At 75.2% G+C, this 14,095-nt stretch carries 15 protein-coding genes; 7 read left to right on the forward strand and 8 right to left on the reverse strand.

Annotated elements, in window-relative coordinates:
- Positions 1 to 10: 10 nt before the first annotated feature.
- From M446_RS27540 to M446_RS27555, 4 genes are all read right to left on the reverse strand, one after another.
- A complete protein-coding gene (locus M446_RS27540; RefSeq protein ID WP_012335375.1) occupies positions 11 to 430 on the reverse strand; it encodes a CopG family transcriptional regulator in 420 nt (139 codons plus the stop codon).
- Positions 431 to 1,208: 778 nt separating this feature from the next.
- Positions 1,209 to 2,123: a hypothetical protein gene (locus M446_RS27545; protein ID WP_012335376.1), complete on the reverse strand. Its 915-nt coding sequence runs from the start codon at positions 2,121 to 2,123 to the stop codon at positions 1,209 to 1,211.
- Positions 2,120 to 3,265 (reverse strand): TAXI family TRAP transporter solute-binding subunit, encoded by a 1,146-nt coding sequence (locus M446_RS27550; RefSeq protein WP_012335377.1) that lies wholly within the window; start codon positions 3,263 to 3,265, stop codon positions 2,120 to 2,122. The genes M446_RS27545 and M446_RS27550 overlap by 4 nt, the downstream gene beginning before the upstream one ends.
- A gap of 348 nt (positions 3,266 to 3,613) precedes the next feature.
- Positions 3,614 to 3,991, reverse strand: coding sequence for a hypothetical protein (locus M446_RS27555; protein ID WP_012335378.1), 378 nt, complete (start codon positions 3,989 to 3,991; stop codon positions 3,614 to 3,616).
- A 429-nt stretch (positions 3,992 to 4,420) separates the two neighbouring features.
- On the opposite strand from M446_RS27555, the gene M446_RS27560 reads away from it, so the two are divergent.
- The 4 genes from M446_RS27560 to M446_RS27570 all read left to right on the forward strand — a co-directional run bounded on the left by M446_RS27560 (position 4,421) and on the right by M446_RS27570 (position 7,161).
- Positions 4,421 to 5,200, forward strand: a complete 780-nt coding sequence (locus M446_RS27560; protein ID WP_012335379.1) for a hemerythrin domain-containing protein — start codon at positions 4,421 to 4,423, stop codon at positions 5,198 to 5,200.
- A 162-nt stretch (positions 5,201 to 5,362) separates the two neighbouring features.
- Positions 5,363 to 5,611: a cation:proton antiporter gene (locus tag M446_RS27565; RefSeq protein ID WP_012335380.1), complete on the forward strand. Its 249-nt coding sequence runs from the start codon at positions 5,363 to 5,365 to the stop codon at positions 5,609 to 5,611.
- On the forward strand, positions 5,608 to 5,754 hold the full coding sequence (locus M446_RS38355) for a hypothetical protein (protein WP_018263864.1): 147 nt from the start codon (positions 5,608 to 5,610) through the stop codon (positions 5,752 to 5,754). Before M446_RS27565 ends, M446_RS38355 begins: the two co-directional genes overlap by 4 nt.
- Positions 5,755 to 6,000: 246 nt before the next feature.
- Positions 6,001 to 7,161 (forward strand): sugar nucleotide-binding protein, encoded by a 1,161-nt coding sequence (locus M446_RS27570; protein WP_012335381.1) that lies wholly within the window; start codon positions 6,001 to 6,003, stop codon positions 7,159 to 7,161.
- Between the two features lie 110 nt (positions 7,162 to 7,271).
- On the opposite strand, the gene M446_RS27575 is transcribed toward M446_RS27570, so the two are convergent.
- Complete coding sequence (locus tag M446_RS27575; RefSeq protein WP_012335382.1) at positions 7,272 to 7,622, reverse strand: hypothetical protein; 351 nt, start codon at positions 7,620 to 7,622, stop codon at positions 7,272 to 7,274.
- A gap of 180 nt (positions 7,623 to 7,802) precedes the next feature.
- Positions 7,803 to 7,991: a hypothetical protein gene (locus M446_RS27580; RefSeq protein ID WP_043701706.1), complete on the reverse strand. Its 189-nt coding sequence runs from the start codon at positions 7,989 to 7,991 to the stop codon at positions 7,803 to 7,805.
- Between the two features lie 257 nt (positions 7,992 to 8,248).
- On the opposite strand from M446_RS27580, the gene M446_RS27585 reads away from it, so the two are divergent.
- Both M446_RS27585 and M446_RS27590 read left to right on the forward strand, forming a co-directional pair.
- Positions 8,249 to 10,351 (forward strand): ATP-binding protein, encoded by a 2,103-nt coding sequence (locus M446_RS27585; protein WP_012335383.1) that lies wholly within the window; start codon positions 8,249 to 8,251, stop codon positions 10,349 to 10,351.
- Positions 10,333 to 10,995, forward strand: a complete 663-nt coding sequence (locus M446_RS27590) for a response regulator (RefSeq protein WP_012335384.1) — start codon at positions 10,333 to 10,335, stop codon at positions 10,993 to 10,995. Before M446_RS27585 ends, M446_RS27590 begins: the two co-directional genes overlap by 19 nt.
- Before the next feature lie 180 nt (positions 10,996 to 11,175).
- Here M446_RS27590 and M446_RS27595 read toward each other — a convergent pair whose 3' ends face one another.
- Positions 11,176 to 11,871, reverse strand: coding sequence for a PRC-barrel domain-containing protein (locus M446_RS27595; RefSeq protein WP_012335385.1), 696 nt, complete (start codon positions 11,869 to 11,871; stop codon positions 11,176 to 11,178).
- 273 nt (positions 11,872 to 12,144) lie between these two features.
- On the opposite strand from M446_RS27595, the gene M446_RS27600 reads away from it, so the two are divergent.
- On the forward strand, positions 12,145 to 12,903 hold the full coding sequence (locus tag M446_RS27600; protein WP_012335386.1) for a ZIP family metal transporter: 759 nt from the start codon (positions 12,145 to 12,147) through the stop codon (positions 12,901 to 12,903).
- A 49-nt stretch (positions 12,904 to 12,952) separates the two neighbouring features.
- Here the strand turns inward: M446_RS27600 and M446_RS27605 are convergent, their stop codons facing one another.
- On the reverse strand, positions 12,953 to 13,720 hold the full coding sequence (locus tag M446_RS27605; RefSeq protein ID WP_063826018.1) for a Crp/Fnr family transcriptional regulator: 768 nt from the start codon (positions 13,718 to 13,720) through the stop codon (positions 12,953 to 12,955).
- Positions 13,721 to 14,095 lie beyond the last annotated feature (375 nt).

Raw genomic sequence — 14,095 nt, forward strand, 5'->3', positions numbered from 1 at the left:
CGGGGGGCGGTCAGGTGGTCCGGTCGGCGAGTGCGGCCTTGACGGCGGCGCTCGCGTGGAAGGCGCCGAGCACCTGGACCGAGGCGATGGCCGCGCGGGCGAGGTCGGGCGTGACGTCGTCGGCGATGCTGGCGAGGCCGAGAACCTGGATGTGGAGGGGGCGCCCGCTGTCCCGCGCCGCCTCCAGGTCCCGCCGGGAGAAGTGCGCCAGGCCCAGGCTGAGCTGCCTGCGCGCCACGGAGGTGCGGATCGCCTCCTCCTGCCGGTCGAGCTGGTTGCGCACCGCCGTGCGGATGAAGTCGGCGCGGTTGGCGTAGAAGCCGTCGCGCACCATCAGGTCGACGCGCCCGAGATCCACGAAGCCGAGGTTAACGGTGATCTTCTCGCTGTCGGGCGTCCTGGTCCGCGGGTCGTGCAGGTTGCCCGTCATGTGCGCCATCTCCTGACCATCCAACCGGATGGTCAGGAGATGGGGGTGCGCCGCCCGGGCGGCAAGGGGGGTGCCCTTCGCGGGTCCGCCCCTCCTCGCCCGCGGGATCCCTCTCCGGGCGATGACGCCGACGCTCCCGCGGCGGGCGTCGCTCGGCGCGCACAGCGGAGGCCGAGACACCGAGGCGGGGAAGAGCCGAACACCCTCGCGGCCGCCCGAGCACCGCGGGCCGGGCCGCCGCAACTCCCCGCGTCCGGTGCCGAGCGCCAGGGTCCGTCAGGAGCGTCCGGGCGCCCGTGACGGGCGCGAGGGATCGGCGTCCGCAGCGGTCCGCGGGTCCCGGGCTGGGCCGGGACGGATGGCGGCCCGGGAGGTCCGGCGGTGCTTCCCGCGGGCGAACCTGTGCGATGGCGCAGGCGATGCGGGCCCTGCCCCGGCAGGCCTCAGGCCGCCGCGCCGACGCGCCGCAGCGCGGGCGGAGTCCGGCGCCTTCCATCGCAGGAGGGCGTCCCCGCCCGGGTCGAGGCGCGGCGAGACCGCGCCGGCCCATCCACCGGACGGCGCGGGTTCGCGACCGGCGAACCCCCGTGCCTCCTGACAGGTGCGGCGACCGGAATGGGCGCGGAGGCCCGCGCATGCGAGCGGGGCGACGCGGCCGGGGCGCGGCCGCCCCGGTCATTCCATCGGCGGGCCGGGACTTCGCGGCCCGGCGGGCTCGCCGGACAGGCGGGTTCCTCCGGGAGGAGCCGGCCGGCACCCTGGCGGGCCGTCCACCGGATCAGCGCTGGGCCGCCCCGCCATCGGCCCGTTCGAGGCTCGTCAGCCGCGCGGCCGCGCTCGCGGAGCCGGCGCTGGCGGCGCTCCGGTACAGGGTCAGGGCCCGCGCCACGTCGGCCTTGACGCCCTTGACCCGCCACGCGGACAGCCGGGACGGGTCGTAGGTCTCGGCCAGCGCCTCGAGGACGAGCGGGTGGTTGTCCGCCGCCGCGTGTTCCAGGAGCCGGCGCGCCGCGGCGATGTCCCCCAGCTTGACCGCGCCGCGGGCCCGCGCCAGCAGCGCCGCGCCCTGCGGGGTCAACTCGCCGCCGGCGGCCCTGGGCGGGACCGGGGCCGCGGCGGGGATGAGCGCGGCGGGGACGATGTCCGCGGAGGCGACCTCGACGACCGGGCCCCGCGCCTCCGACGCGGCGCGGGCGGGATCGGCCGCGACGGCCGGCACCGCCGGGGGGATGGCCGCGACGGTCGCGACGGTCGGGACGGTCGCGGCGGCCGAAGCGGGCGGGGATGCCGCTTGGCTCGGCTCGCCCCCCGTGCGCCGCAACTCGTCGCGCAGGACCTCCACCGCCGCGCGCAGGTCCGGGGCGGGCGGGGCCGGGGGCGTCGGCGCGCCGCGATGCGCGCGCGGCGCGGGGGCGTCCGGCCCGCTCGACGGCTCGCCCCGCACCGGCAGGCCGCCGCGCACCGCGATCAGCGCGGTGACGGACCCGACCGAGAGGAGGGCGAGGACGAGCACGCCGGCCGCCACGGCGAGGCTCCGGCGGACGCCGCGGCGCGGCCCCGCGCCGTGACCGGCCTCGGTCAGGCGGGGAAGAGGGTGGCAGAACTCGCCCGCCGGATCCTCGGCATCGGGGGCGGCCTCGTCGCCCTCGATCAGCCTGAGCACCGCGGGATCGGATCTCGGCACCGCACTCATCGCTCACGTCCCTCGTCCTTGGCGCCCTGCGCTCGCCGCTGCCACCGCACGAAGTCGCGGAACAGCGCCTCGCGGTCCTCCGCGGCGGCGTCCGCCCGACCCCTCGCGTCGAGAAACCTGTTGAACGAGGCCCGGCTCTCGGCGTCGGGGCCGGCGGCCTCGCTCGGCCTGTTCCTGTCGAGCCATTGCTGGGCCGCCTTGAACCGCGTCCACCCGGGAATCTCCGCCGCGAGATTGACCTCGGCCCATTTCGGATGACGCGCCGGCTGCTGGAACGCCGCGATCTTGGAGAAGAACGCCTCGGTGAACCGCGCGATCTTCTGGTACCGGTCGCTCTTCTCCGGCCAGTTGTAGGCGGCGAGGATCGAGCTGACCGTGACCGTCTTGACCGGCCCGCCGGGAACGAGGTTCGGGTAATCCTCGTGCGTGAACTCGCCCGGGAGGTAGAGTTCCGCGATCTTCTGGTCGAACGGGACCTCCAGCAGGTGGAACCGGTTCGCGGCGTCGAGCTTCGCGACGGCCGGGATGGGCTTGCCGGACATCTGGAACGTCGCCGCGATCTCGCCGCTCTTCAGCATCTCGTAGGAGGTCAGCTGGTCGTAGTTGGTCGCCACCACCGGAATGCCGAGCAGCTCGAAGATCAGGCGGCCCGTATAGTTGGCGCCGCTGCCCTGAAGGTCGAAGTTCACCGTCTTGCCGGCGAGCTGACGGATGTTGGTGATGTCCGGCCCGGCGATGAGGTGGGCCTCGTCGGTGAACAGGCGCGCGATGTAGGTCAGCGACTTGGCCGCGCCGCCGAGTTGCGCATCCCGGCGAAGGGCCTCCAGGCCGTCCGAGCGCACGATCCCGAGGTCGATCCCCCGGAGCATGAGGATGTCGCGAAGGTTCTGGTCCGCCCCCTTGCCGATGACCGGGAGGATGCGCAGCGCGTCGCCGTCGTCGAGGACGAACGAGAGGTCGTTCGCGATCTGGATGAAGGTCCCGGACACGGTGCCGGAGATGACCGTGACGACGCCGGAATTGGCGCGCTCGCTGCGGGCGGCGAAGCTCTCCGCCGGCCGCCCCTTCCGGCCGGACGGGGCCTCGGCCCGGCCACTCGGCACGGCCGCGATGAGCGCGGCCACGGCCACCACGACGGACACGATCGCGCGCCGAGCTCGACTGTACGAGGAGGGTTGCCGGCCCATGAGAGGAAACGTCACACGTTAATGAGTGACGCCGTTTTGCACTGAGGACTGAGGCCTTTCTAGGGCTGGAAGTAGGCCGAAGATGAGGGCGTGCGCTCAGTATTGAAGAATACAGGAGGAACGGCTCCGCTCGAAAGCTTGACCGTGGGACGCCGCAACCCGCGCGGCGCCCGGCGGGGCGGCGGCCCGTCCGGAGGCCGGGGCCGCTCGGGCGCCGTCCGCCGGCACGGACGTGTCCGGGCGACCGGCTGGGGCGACCCGGCGGCCGGCTCCCACCCGAGGAGCCGGCCGGAGCGGGGCCTGCTACCAATCGGCCGGATCGTCGGCGGGGCCGAATCCGACCGGGCCCGGCCCGAACCGGCGCGGCCCGTAGGCGCCGTACCGCTCCACGACCACCTCGTCGACGACGGGCCGCGGCCTGTACACAACGGGACGCTCCACCACGACCTCGCGCAGGACGGGGCGCGGGCGGATCACCGGGCGCTCGACCACGACCTCGCGCACCACCCGCGGCGGCGGCGCGATCACCCGCCTCTCCACGATGGTGCGGCGCGTCACCACCGTCCGGGGGACGTCGAACGCGTCGTAGCCGTCTCCCATGGCCCGGGCGGAGGAGGAGCCCAGCAGGGCTCCGGCGCCGAGCGCGAGAGCCCCGAGGCTCGTCAGAACAAGCGTCTTCATACTCACACTCCCTCACACGCGAGGGCAGCCACCCAGTGCGGCTGCGCGGGAGGTAACGCCGAGAGGCGGGGTTTGGCCGAACCCGCGGCGTTCGCGCGCGCGGCGCCTGGGAGCGGCCGCGATGGTCGCGGACGGGACCGGCGCCCTGCCGGTGCCCCGGGCCGAACGCGGCGCCGCGCTCGGCACCTCGACGGTTCACGTCACCCGCAGGCTCCCGGAACTCCGGCTCCAGGAACTCCGGCTCCAGGAACTCCGGCTCCAGGAACTCGGCTCCAGGAACTCGGCTCCAGGAACTCGGCTCCAGGAACTCGGCTCCAGGACCTCCGGGGGGAGGGACCGATCACGCCGTGCGCCGGCCTTCCGCCGGCCGATGCGGGAACACCCCGAATCGGCGCGAGTTTGGAAGGCGCCATCGACGGAGCGCGACTCATGGACATCTGGCAACTGACCGCACGCGATCACGCCAACATCACCGCGCTCGTCCGCGAGATCCCCTACGCGCTGAACGGACCGGGCGTGGTGCGCAGCCGCGAGCGGCTGCTGGCCGACCTCATGGACGAGCTGGAGGGCCACGCGGAGGCCCTCGAGGCGAGCCTGTTCGACGCGCTCGGCGCGCATGGCCGGGCCGGCGGGCTGCTCGACGACTTGCGGCGGGAGCGCGGGCAGGTGATGCGGCAGCTCGATCAGCTGGCCCGCCGCCACCGCCGCGGCAGCGAGGGCTGGCTCAGCACCTTCGAGGACGTGACCTACCTGGTGGACCAGCACCTCTACCGGCACACCCACGAGCTGCTGCCCCTGGCGCGCGAAACCCTCTCGCCCGCGGAGGTGCAGGAGGTCACCCGGACCTTCGCGCGCGCGAAGATGCGCGGCCTGCGGCAGGGAGCGCGGCGGCGTCCCCCGCTGGCGCCGTCGAGCGGCCTGTTCGGCCCGCTCGCGCTCGGGCTCGCCGCCGCGGCCGTGGCCGCAATGATGTGGCGGTCCGGCATCCTGCGGGGCGGACCGGGCGGTGCCCCCCGGCGCGGGCGGCCGGACCGGCCGGAGGGGATCAGCCGGGGCAAGTCGCGCGCCGACCTGGCCGCCGCCGCCGCGCCCGGCAACCGCGTCCCCGGGGAGGATCTCCGGAACCGGCAGGACCGCCTCCTGGACGAGGCCCTGGAGGAGACCTTCCCGAGCAGCGACCCGATCTCCCCGCACCAGATCACGCGGTAGCGGGACGGCGGCCGGGGCCGCCGCGGCCGCGCCCCGACGCCGCAGGACGGCCCGCCGCGATCCGGCCCCCTCGCGGCGCGTTGTCGTCCGCCGCACCGGCGCGGCGGACGGGCATGGAGCAGGGCGTAGCGACCGCGGTGCTGTGCATGGTGGCGGGGCGGGGTGGCCGCGCAGTGCCTCGCGGCCCGCCTGCGCGTCCCGGCCACCATGATGCTGCTGGCGCTCGGCGTCCTGGTCGGCCCCGTGCTCGGCCTGCTGCGCCCCTGCGCCGCTCTCGGGCCGAGCCTGCGTCCCCTGGTCGGGCTGGCGGTGGCGATCGTGGTGTTCGAGGGCGGCCTCGCCCTCGATGTCCGCGAGCTGCGCGCCGCCAGGGAGAGGGGCCGGCTCAGGACGGGACCTGCCTCCTCGTGATCCGGGCGGACGGCTCCCTCGACCTTCCCTCGCCCGACCGCGCCCTCGACGCGCCCGGGGAGGGCGCCCGGCCGGTCCTGCTCGCCCGGCCGCCGACCCGGGCGCGGACCCGTCCGGATCCGGCCGCGGCGGGCGCCGGCTGAGCGGTTCGACCGCCGGGCTCCCGATGCCCGCCTCCACGCTCGATCAGCGCTGTTCGTCCGCCCGGCGCGCCCTGATCATAAGTTAATCAGCGAAACAGGACCTCGTCGCCGCGCAACGTCCCGCACAATCTGCTTAACACAGGTTGCTCCGGCGCGGTTGGATACAGAACAAGATCTGGAACGTTTGGCGAAGCGATGGCTTGAAAGCGGCGCGCATTTGTCATGGACCGAGCGGGATTCGACGTGATGCTTGAGGCATGGGGTGGGATCGCGTGCGGCATCGGTCGCTTCGCGGACGCCTTCCGGGAGCCGCTCGCGCGGACCGGCCGGGAGCCGCTCGCGCGGACCGGCCGGGAGCCGCTCGCGCGGACCGGCCGCGGGAACCGGCGCGCGGACCGCGACGCGCTCGCGGCGCCGGGCATCGCGGCCCTTCGGGCCGCTTTCCCGCGGAAGGCCGTCGCGCCCGACGATCCGGACCGCCGCGACGGGTCCCGGCACGATGACCGGCCGGCCCGCGGCACGAGGCCCGGCCGCGCCGCGGCCGGCCCTCCCGGGGCGGAGCCCGGAGATCCGGCGCCGCCGCCCGAGGCGGCCCGCCTCGTCGTCCTCGGGCGGGCGGGAGCCTACGGGGGGGCCATCGCGCGGCTCTGCGAGGCCCGTGGCCTGTCCGCGGCCGTGGTGGATCCGGAGGCGCTGCCGGACGACCTGGCCGCGCAGCCGGCCTGGGCCGTGATCGACCCGACCGGCCTTCCGCTCGCCGCCGCTGCCAAGCGCTATCCGGGCGGCTCGTTCCGCGCCGACATCCGCCGGGGCGAGCGGGTGGCCGGGCTCTGCGCCGGGGTGGGCGCGCGGCTCCTCGCCTTCTCCTCGGACCTCGTCTTCGACGGCCGCACCGGGAGCGCCGCCGTGGAGAGCGATCCGGTCCGGCCGTCGGGCGCCTACGGGGCCAGCGAGGCCGCGCGGGAGGCGGGCATCCTCGGCGCCCATCCGGGGGCGCTCGTGGCGCGCACCAGCGTGGTCTTCGGCCTCCCCGACGCCAGCGACGAGGCCGGCCTGCTCCTCGCCGGCCTCGGGTCCGGCAGCCTCCGGCGCTTCCTGCGGCCCGAGATCGTCTCGCCCACCTACCTGCCGGACCTGGTCCACGCCGCCCTCGGCCTGCTCGCCGCGGGCGAGGCGGGCCTCTGGCACCTCGTCAACGCGGGCGAGACGACCTGGGCGGGCTTCGCGACGCGGCTGACCCTGGCCGCCGGCCTGCCCCGCCCCGCTCCGGGCTTCCGCGCACCGGCCGACCACCGCAACACCGCTCTGGCGAGCGAGCGCGGGCGGCCGCTGCCGCCCCTCGCCGGCGCCGTCGCGCGCTACGCGGCGGAGAGGCGGCGCGCGCCCGCGCGGCTCGCGGCGGAGTGAGCCGCACCCGGGACGCGGGAGCGGCGGCGAACCGGATCGGGCGGGACGGGTTCGTCCCGCGGCGGAGCCGGGGCCGGCGGGGGCCGCTTCACCCCCGCCGGCCCGCCGGCTCACCGCGTCGGGGCCTTGCCGCCCCGGTCGGCGGCCGGCTTGTCCCGGAGGCTGCCGGTGGCCAGGTCCTCGCCCGCGGGATGCAGCAGGCCGTCCTGCCGGATCACCCAGCGGTCACCGGTCTCGGCGGCGCTGTCGTAGCCGGCCGTGCGGGTGCGCAGGCTGCAGCCGTCCGGACAATCGACCCGCAGGGAGGCGCCGGGCGCGATCGTCGCGTCCTTCTCCTCCGCGCCGCGGTCGATGGTGAGCGTGTGCTCCCGCTTGTCCTGATTGGTCACGGTGATGGCCAGGGCGGGGCTGACCGACAGGACGAGGAGGCCGAGAACCGGGGCAACAGATCGGATCGACATGGGACTTTGCTCCTGAACCCGAGAGATCATCAGCGACGCGCGCCGGGCCGCCAATCCGCATCCCGATCCGGTGCAGAAGCATCGCGGCGCCCGCACGCGTCGATCTGATGTCTAAACTTACGAGTTCAAGCAAGATTACGGCGATTTAATATTATTGTACTTCACGTATTTCGATGAACTTTAATCCTGGAACGCGCGAATGGTGAGAATGAACACTTCGTGTCCCGCCCGCGCGGCCGGATCGACGCCGATCCGCGAGATCTGCCCGTCGAGGAGCGCGATGTCCTGCGTGCAGGGTCCGGCCAGGGCGGGGCCGGCCAGCACCGCGACGGACAGGTCGGCGGCGATTCCGATCGAGATGGTCCTCATGGTGTGGGTCTCCCGGGTGGTCTGCCGGACCGCGCGGGACCGGTCGCGCCCGACGCGGGGCTGATCCTGAGGGGAGGCCGCCCGGGACGGCCGCCGGTCGGGAGATGCGGCGACCCTGTCCGTGGCCTCCCGGACGGGGCCGGGAGGCGCGGGGCCGCGCGGCGAACCCCGCGGGAGCATCCCGGGCGCGGCGACGTTGCCGCCATGACGGGGGCGGCGGCCCCGCTCTCCCGGCGCGACGCGTGGATGAGGCGCGCATGCTCGACCCCGAGACACCGGCATGCACGACCGCCCCGCCCCGGCCCGTCGCGCGCGGTCCGCTGATCTCGCTCCTCCTCGCCACCACGATCCCGATCGTCCTGTTCGGGGCCGGGGCCGCCTACCTGGCCGCCACCCAGACCCGGGCCGGGGTCCGGCGGGCCGCCGCCGAGACCGTGACGCAGGTGGCCGAGCGGGTGACGAGCGCGGTCGGCGAGGAACTCGCGGTGCTGACGACGCTCGCCCTGTCGCCGGCGCTCGACGCGCCGAACCTCGCCGCCTTCTACGACGAGGCGCAGCGCATCACCCGCGCGCGCCCGCTCTGGGAGACGGTCTCGCTCGTCGGCGCGGATGGCCGGCAGATCCTCAACCTGCTGCGCCCGCTCGGCAGCGCGCTCGGGCCGGCGGCCGACCTGCCGACGATCGAGGCGGTGCGGCGCACGCGCGCGCCCGCGATCGGGGGCGTCGGGCCCGTCGGACCGATCAGCGGCAAGCGCCTCGTCTCCGTCTGCGCGCCCGTCGCGCGGGATCAGGCGCTGCGCGACGTGCTCTGCGTCGGGCTCAGCCCCGAGGGCATCCGCGCCATCCTGGCCCAGGCCGGCGCGCCGGCGGGGTGGATCGGCACCATCGTCGACCGGGAGGGGCGGCTCATCGCCCGCAGCGTGCCGGGCGACGAGCGGGTCGGCCGGCCCCCGGACGCGGCGATGCGGGAGGCGGTGGCGCGCGCCCCGCAGGGCCTCTACCGCAGCGAGGCGCAGGACGGGGTCGAGGTCGACACCGTCTACCAGACGCTCGCCGGGACCGGCGGCTGGTCGGTCCACTTCGCGATCCCGAGCGACGCCCTCGACCAGCCGGTCGCCCGGTCGCTGATCCTGCTGGTGGCCGGCCTCGCGGCCGCCCTGGCCCTGGCGGTGGGCCTCGCGGTCCGGACCGGCCGCGAGATCGCGGAGCGGCGGCGGGGCGAGCAGCTTCGCGCCGCGCTGGCGCTCGCGACGAGCGAGGAGCGGGCCGCGGTCGCGATCGCCGCCGCGGAGCTCGGGACCTGGCGCTGGGACCGGGGCGGCGGCCGCATCGTCGGCTCCGCCCGGACGCGCGACCTCCTCGGCCTGCCCGCGACGGCGGCGGCGCCGGACGCCTTCGGGTGGCCCGACCGGGCCGTCCTCGCCGTCGTCGCGCCGGAGGACCGCGACCGCCTGGTCGCGGCGGTCGAGGAGGCCCTGCGCCGGGGCGCGGGGCTCGACATCGAGTTCCGGGTGACCCCGGCCGGGCAGCAGGCGCGCTGGCGGCGCCTGATGGGCCGCGAGGAGCGCCCGGACCTGCCGCGGGCGGGAGGGGGCCGCGGAGAGGGCGCGGTGCTGCACGGCGTGATCGCCGACATCGAGCCGCGCAAGCGCGCCGAGGCGGCGCATCACGACCTGCTGCGCCGCCTCGCCCAGGCCCAGGAGGACGAGCAGCGGCGCATCGCCCGCGAGCTGCACGACCAGGTCGGGCAGACGGTCACCGGCCTCTCCCTCGGCCTGAAGGGACTCGAGGATCTCCTCGCCCGCGGGCCGAGCCCGCCGCGGGCCCGCGACCAGGTCCGCTGGCTGCAGGGCCTCGCGGGCGAGATCGGGCGCGACATCCACCGCACCGCCTCCGACCTGCGCCCGAGCGCCCTCGACGATCTCGGCCTCGTCAACGCGCTCGCGGCGCTCGGCGCCGATTGGACCGCCCGCTACGGGCTCGGCGTTGACGTCCAGGCATTCGGGTTGTCCGCGCGCCTGCCGCTTGAGGTGGAGACCGCCATGTACCGCGTCGCGCAGGAGGCCCTCACGAACGTGCTCAAGCACGCCCGCGCGACCCATGTCAGCGTCGTGCTGGAGCGCCGCGGCGAGCGCCTCGGCGTGGTGATCGAGGATGATGGCACCGGCTTCGACCCGGAGGCCTGCGCCCCGCCGGCGGAGGGGCGGCCGCGGCGCCTCGGCCTTTCCAGCATCCGCGAGCGCCTGAGCCTGATCGGCGGGACCCTGCGCGTCGAATCCGCGCCGGGCTCGGGCACGACCCTGTTCATCGACGTCCCCCTCGCACCGATGCCGGAGGCCCGATGGCCGAGATCCGCGTGACCCTGGCCGACGACCACCCGATCGTGGTCACCGGCATCAAGGCGCTGCTGGCGAGCGCGCCGGACCTGCACCTCGTGGGCGAGGCCGCCACCGGCTCGCAGGCGCTCGAGGTCATCTGCGCGACCGAGCCGGACGTCGCGATCATCGACATGTCGCTGCCGGACCTCAACGGACTCGAGCTCGCGCGCCGCCTCGCCGAGCGATGCCCGCAGGTGAAGCTCCTGGCCCTGACCGTGCACGAGAGCCGGGCCTACGTGCAGCCGATGCTGCAGGCCGGGGCGCGCGGCTACCTCCTCAAGCGCTCGGCCGCCGACGAGCTGCTGCGGGCGATCCGGGCGGTGGCGGCGGGCGGGCTCTACCTCGACCCGGCCGTGGCCGACAAGGCGCTCCCCGGGGCGCCCGCCGCCCGGTCCGCGGAACCCGGCGGCGCGGATCTCAGCCCGCGGGAGACGGAGGTGCTCCGGCACACGGCCCAGGGCTTCAGCAACAAGGAGATCGCGCTGCGGCTCGACGTCAGCGTCAAGACCGTCGAGACCTACAAGGCGCGCGCGGCCGAGAAGCTGCACCTGCGCACGCGCGCCGACATCGTGCGCTTCGGCGCGGCCCGCGGCTGGCTCGATCCGCTGCGCGAGACCCCGCCGTGACCGGCCCCGCCCTCACGGATCCGCGCGGGAGAGCGGGATGGCGGGGCCGGTCGCGCGGCGGGACGGGGCGATCCCGGCGCTGGTCCGGGGCAGGGGGCGCGGGCGCCCCGGGGAGAGCGGGCGCCCCGGCAGGATGCCGCGTCGCCCGCTCGGTTCTCCGGCCCGCCGCGGCGAGGGGGCTCAGCCGCTGGTGGCGACGCTGACGGATTGGTCGGCGTTGACCGGGGTGCCGCTGCCCTTGGTCCAGGCCGGCATCGCCTTGATTTGGTCGTCGGTGATCCCGCGGGCGACCAGCCGGTCGCCGTTCATCGACACCTTGTCGAGCGGGACCGCGACCTGCTTCTCGCCGAGACCGAGCACGCCGCCGTGCCCGATCACGATGCTGGCATGCCCGTCGCCGCCGCGCACGACCTGCTCGACGTCGCCGAGCACCTCGCCCTTGGCGTTGTAGAGGTTCATGTCGGTGAGCCGCGAGACCTTGATCGCTCTCGTCCCGGCCGCGTTGGTCGAGCCGGTCTTGTCCGCACCCTTGAGGTCGTTGCTGCCGAGCGTCTCGAAGATCGACATGCCGTGCGGCCCGACCGTCATCAGGACCGGGTCGCCGTCCTTCGACTTGGCCTGGATGACGAAGGATTCCGCCACCACCTTGACGTCGCTGAAGCCGGCATTCTGCAGGTCCTGACGGATCTTGTTGGCCGTCACGAGGCTCGCGTGCTGCTGGCTCCCGGGCTGGCCGGCCTGCGCGGCGGAGGGGCTGGTCTGCGTCTGCGCGCCGTTGCCCTGTGCGAGGGCGGGACCGGCGAGGGCGGGACCGGCGAGGGCGGGACCGGCGAGGGCGACCAGGAGAGCGGTCGCCGCACCTGTGATCTTGGTCATGTGCCTTCCTCAGCTTGGCTTCGTGGGATGAGGCGCCCCGGCCCGCGGCCGCGGCGCCCGCTCCTGCCAGATGGAGGCCGTGATCCGCCCGCGTCAGTCGGGGAAAACCGTGCCCGGCGCCGTGCCTGTCGGGAAATCCCCCGACTTGATCGGCGCGGGATGCAGCCCGACGTCGAGTCGCAGGGGCGCCGAGGCGCGCCGGACCTGCGGATTGCGCCGGACCGGGCCGGTCCCGCCTCCGCTTCGACCTCTCCGATCGGAGGATGATCCGACATGCCCGTCTCGCTTCAGGCCGGCCTGTGGGGCCTGTTCAGCGGCTCGGCCCTGGTGCTCGGGGCCGCCCTCGCGTGGTTCCTGCGCATCCCGCAGCGGCTCATCGCGGCCGTGATGGCGTTCGGATCGGGCGTGCTGATCTCCGCCCTCTCGTTCGAGCTGATGGACGAGGCCTACCGGACCGGCGGCTTCGACGCGACCTCGCTCGGCTTCCTCGGCGGCGCCGCGGTGTACACGGGCGCCAACGTCTACCTCTCCCGCCGGGGCGCCCGGCACCGCAAGCGGTCGGGCGGGACCGAGGACGGCCGGCAGCCCGGGGATGCCGGCAGCGGTCTCGCGATCGCGGTCGGGGCGCTCCTCGACGGCATCCCGGAATCGATCGTCATCGGCGTGACCATGATCGGGGGCGGGGCGGTGAGCTGGGTGGCGGTGGTCGCCATCTTCCTGTCGAACGTGCCCGAGGGCCTCTCCAGCGCGGCGGGCATGCGCCGCGCCGGGCGCTCGGCCCTCTTCGTGTTCGGGCTCTGGACCGGCATCGCGGCGATCTCGGGCCTCGCCTCGCTGGCGGGCTACGCGGTCTTCTCGGGCTTCTCGCCCGCGGTGATCGCCGCCACCGAGGCCGTCGCGGCCGGCGCCATCCTGGCGATGATCTCCGACACGATGATCCCGGAGGCCTTCGCGATCGCGCACGATTACGCGGGCCTGATCACCGTGGCGGGCTTCCTGGCGGCCTTCGTCCTGTCCAAGCTGGGCGGCTGAGGGCCGGGCGGCCTCCCGCGGGGATCCGCCGGCGGCGCGGGGCGCGGCGCTACCGGTCCTCGGCCGCCCGCTCGGCCGCCCGCTCGGCCCCGAGGAGGTTCAGCCGCCTGTACTCCGCGCGCACGAGGCGGTGACACTCGCAGCAATCCGCTTCGAGGGCGGCCCGGTCGCGCAGCGTGATGCAGGCCCGCCTCTGGCTGACGATGCCCTCGCTCTCCAGGCACTCGATCTGCTCGCTGACGCTGGCGCGCCGCACCCCGAGCAGGTCGGCGATCAGCTGGTGGCTGACGCAGACCTCGTCCTCGCCGAGCCAGTCCCGCGCCAGGAGCAGCCAGCGCCGGACGCGGTGCTTCATCGGGTGGCGCGCGTTGCACAGGCTGAGCTGGGCCGACTGGGTCATCAGCGCCTGGATGTAGCTGAGACCGGTCCGGCGCAGGGTGGCGCTCGCCTCCATGAGCCGCGCCGCCTCCTCGGCGCCCAGGCGCAGCGCCGAGCCCGGAACCTGGACCGAGACACGCAGCGTGGCGCGCCGGGTCCCGAGCAGGATGCCGAGCCCGGTCATGCCGAAGCGGCCGACGAGGCCGACCCCGTGCGCACCGTCGGCCTGGGTCCTGGCCTGCACGGAGGCGAGACCCCGCTCGATGAAGTAGACGTGCTGGATCTCCGTCCGCGGCTCCTCCAGCACCTGCTTGCGGCGCAGGGGAACCCGCTGGAGGTGGGGACGGATGAGGGCCCACTCGGCCTCGGGCAGGGCCGCCAGCAGCAGGTTCGGCGTGGTGAGCGCCTCGGGACGCGCCTCTGCCCCCTCGTCAGTCACGCGGCACGCCCACGCGCTCTCTCGCCAGACATCCATCGCGCGAGCATATCCGAACGAAACTCGACGGTCGGTCCCGAGCCGAGGCCCCTCGGCGTCAATGCAGCATCGCCGCCGCGCGGTCGATAAGACATCCTGCGCAGATGATTTTCAACCGACGAGCGGGGTCGGCGCCGTCACGATAGCGAGATGTCGACTCTCTTCCTGGTTCGATCATCCGCCCGATCTGCGTGGGATGCCTCTCTGCTGATCGCGGCGGGATCCGACCGGACGGCCCGCGGCCGCGCCGGCGGCCCCGATCCCGCCGCCGGCCGAGCGATCCGCTCCCCCGCGCGTTGGCAGGGGAGCGGGCCCGTCCGGTCCGCGCAGGGCGGGCGG

This window comes from Methylobacterium sp. 4-46 (assembly GCF_000019365.1).
GTDB lineage: Bacteria > Pseudomonadota > Alphaproteobacteria > Rhizobiales > Beijerinckiaceae > Methylobacterium.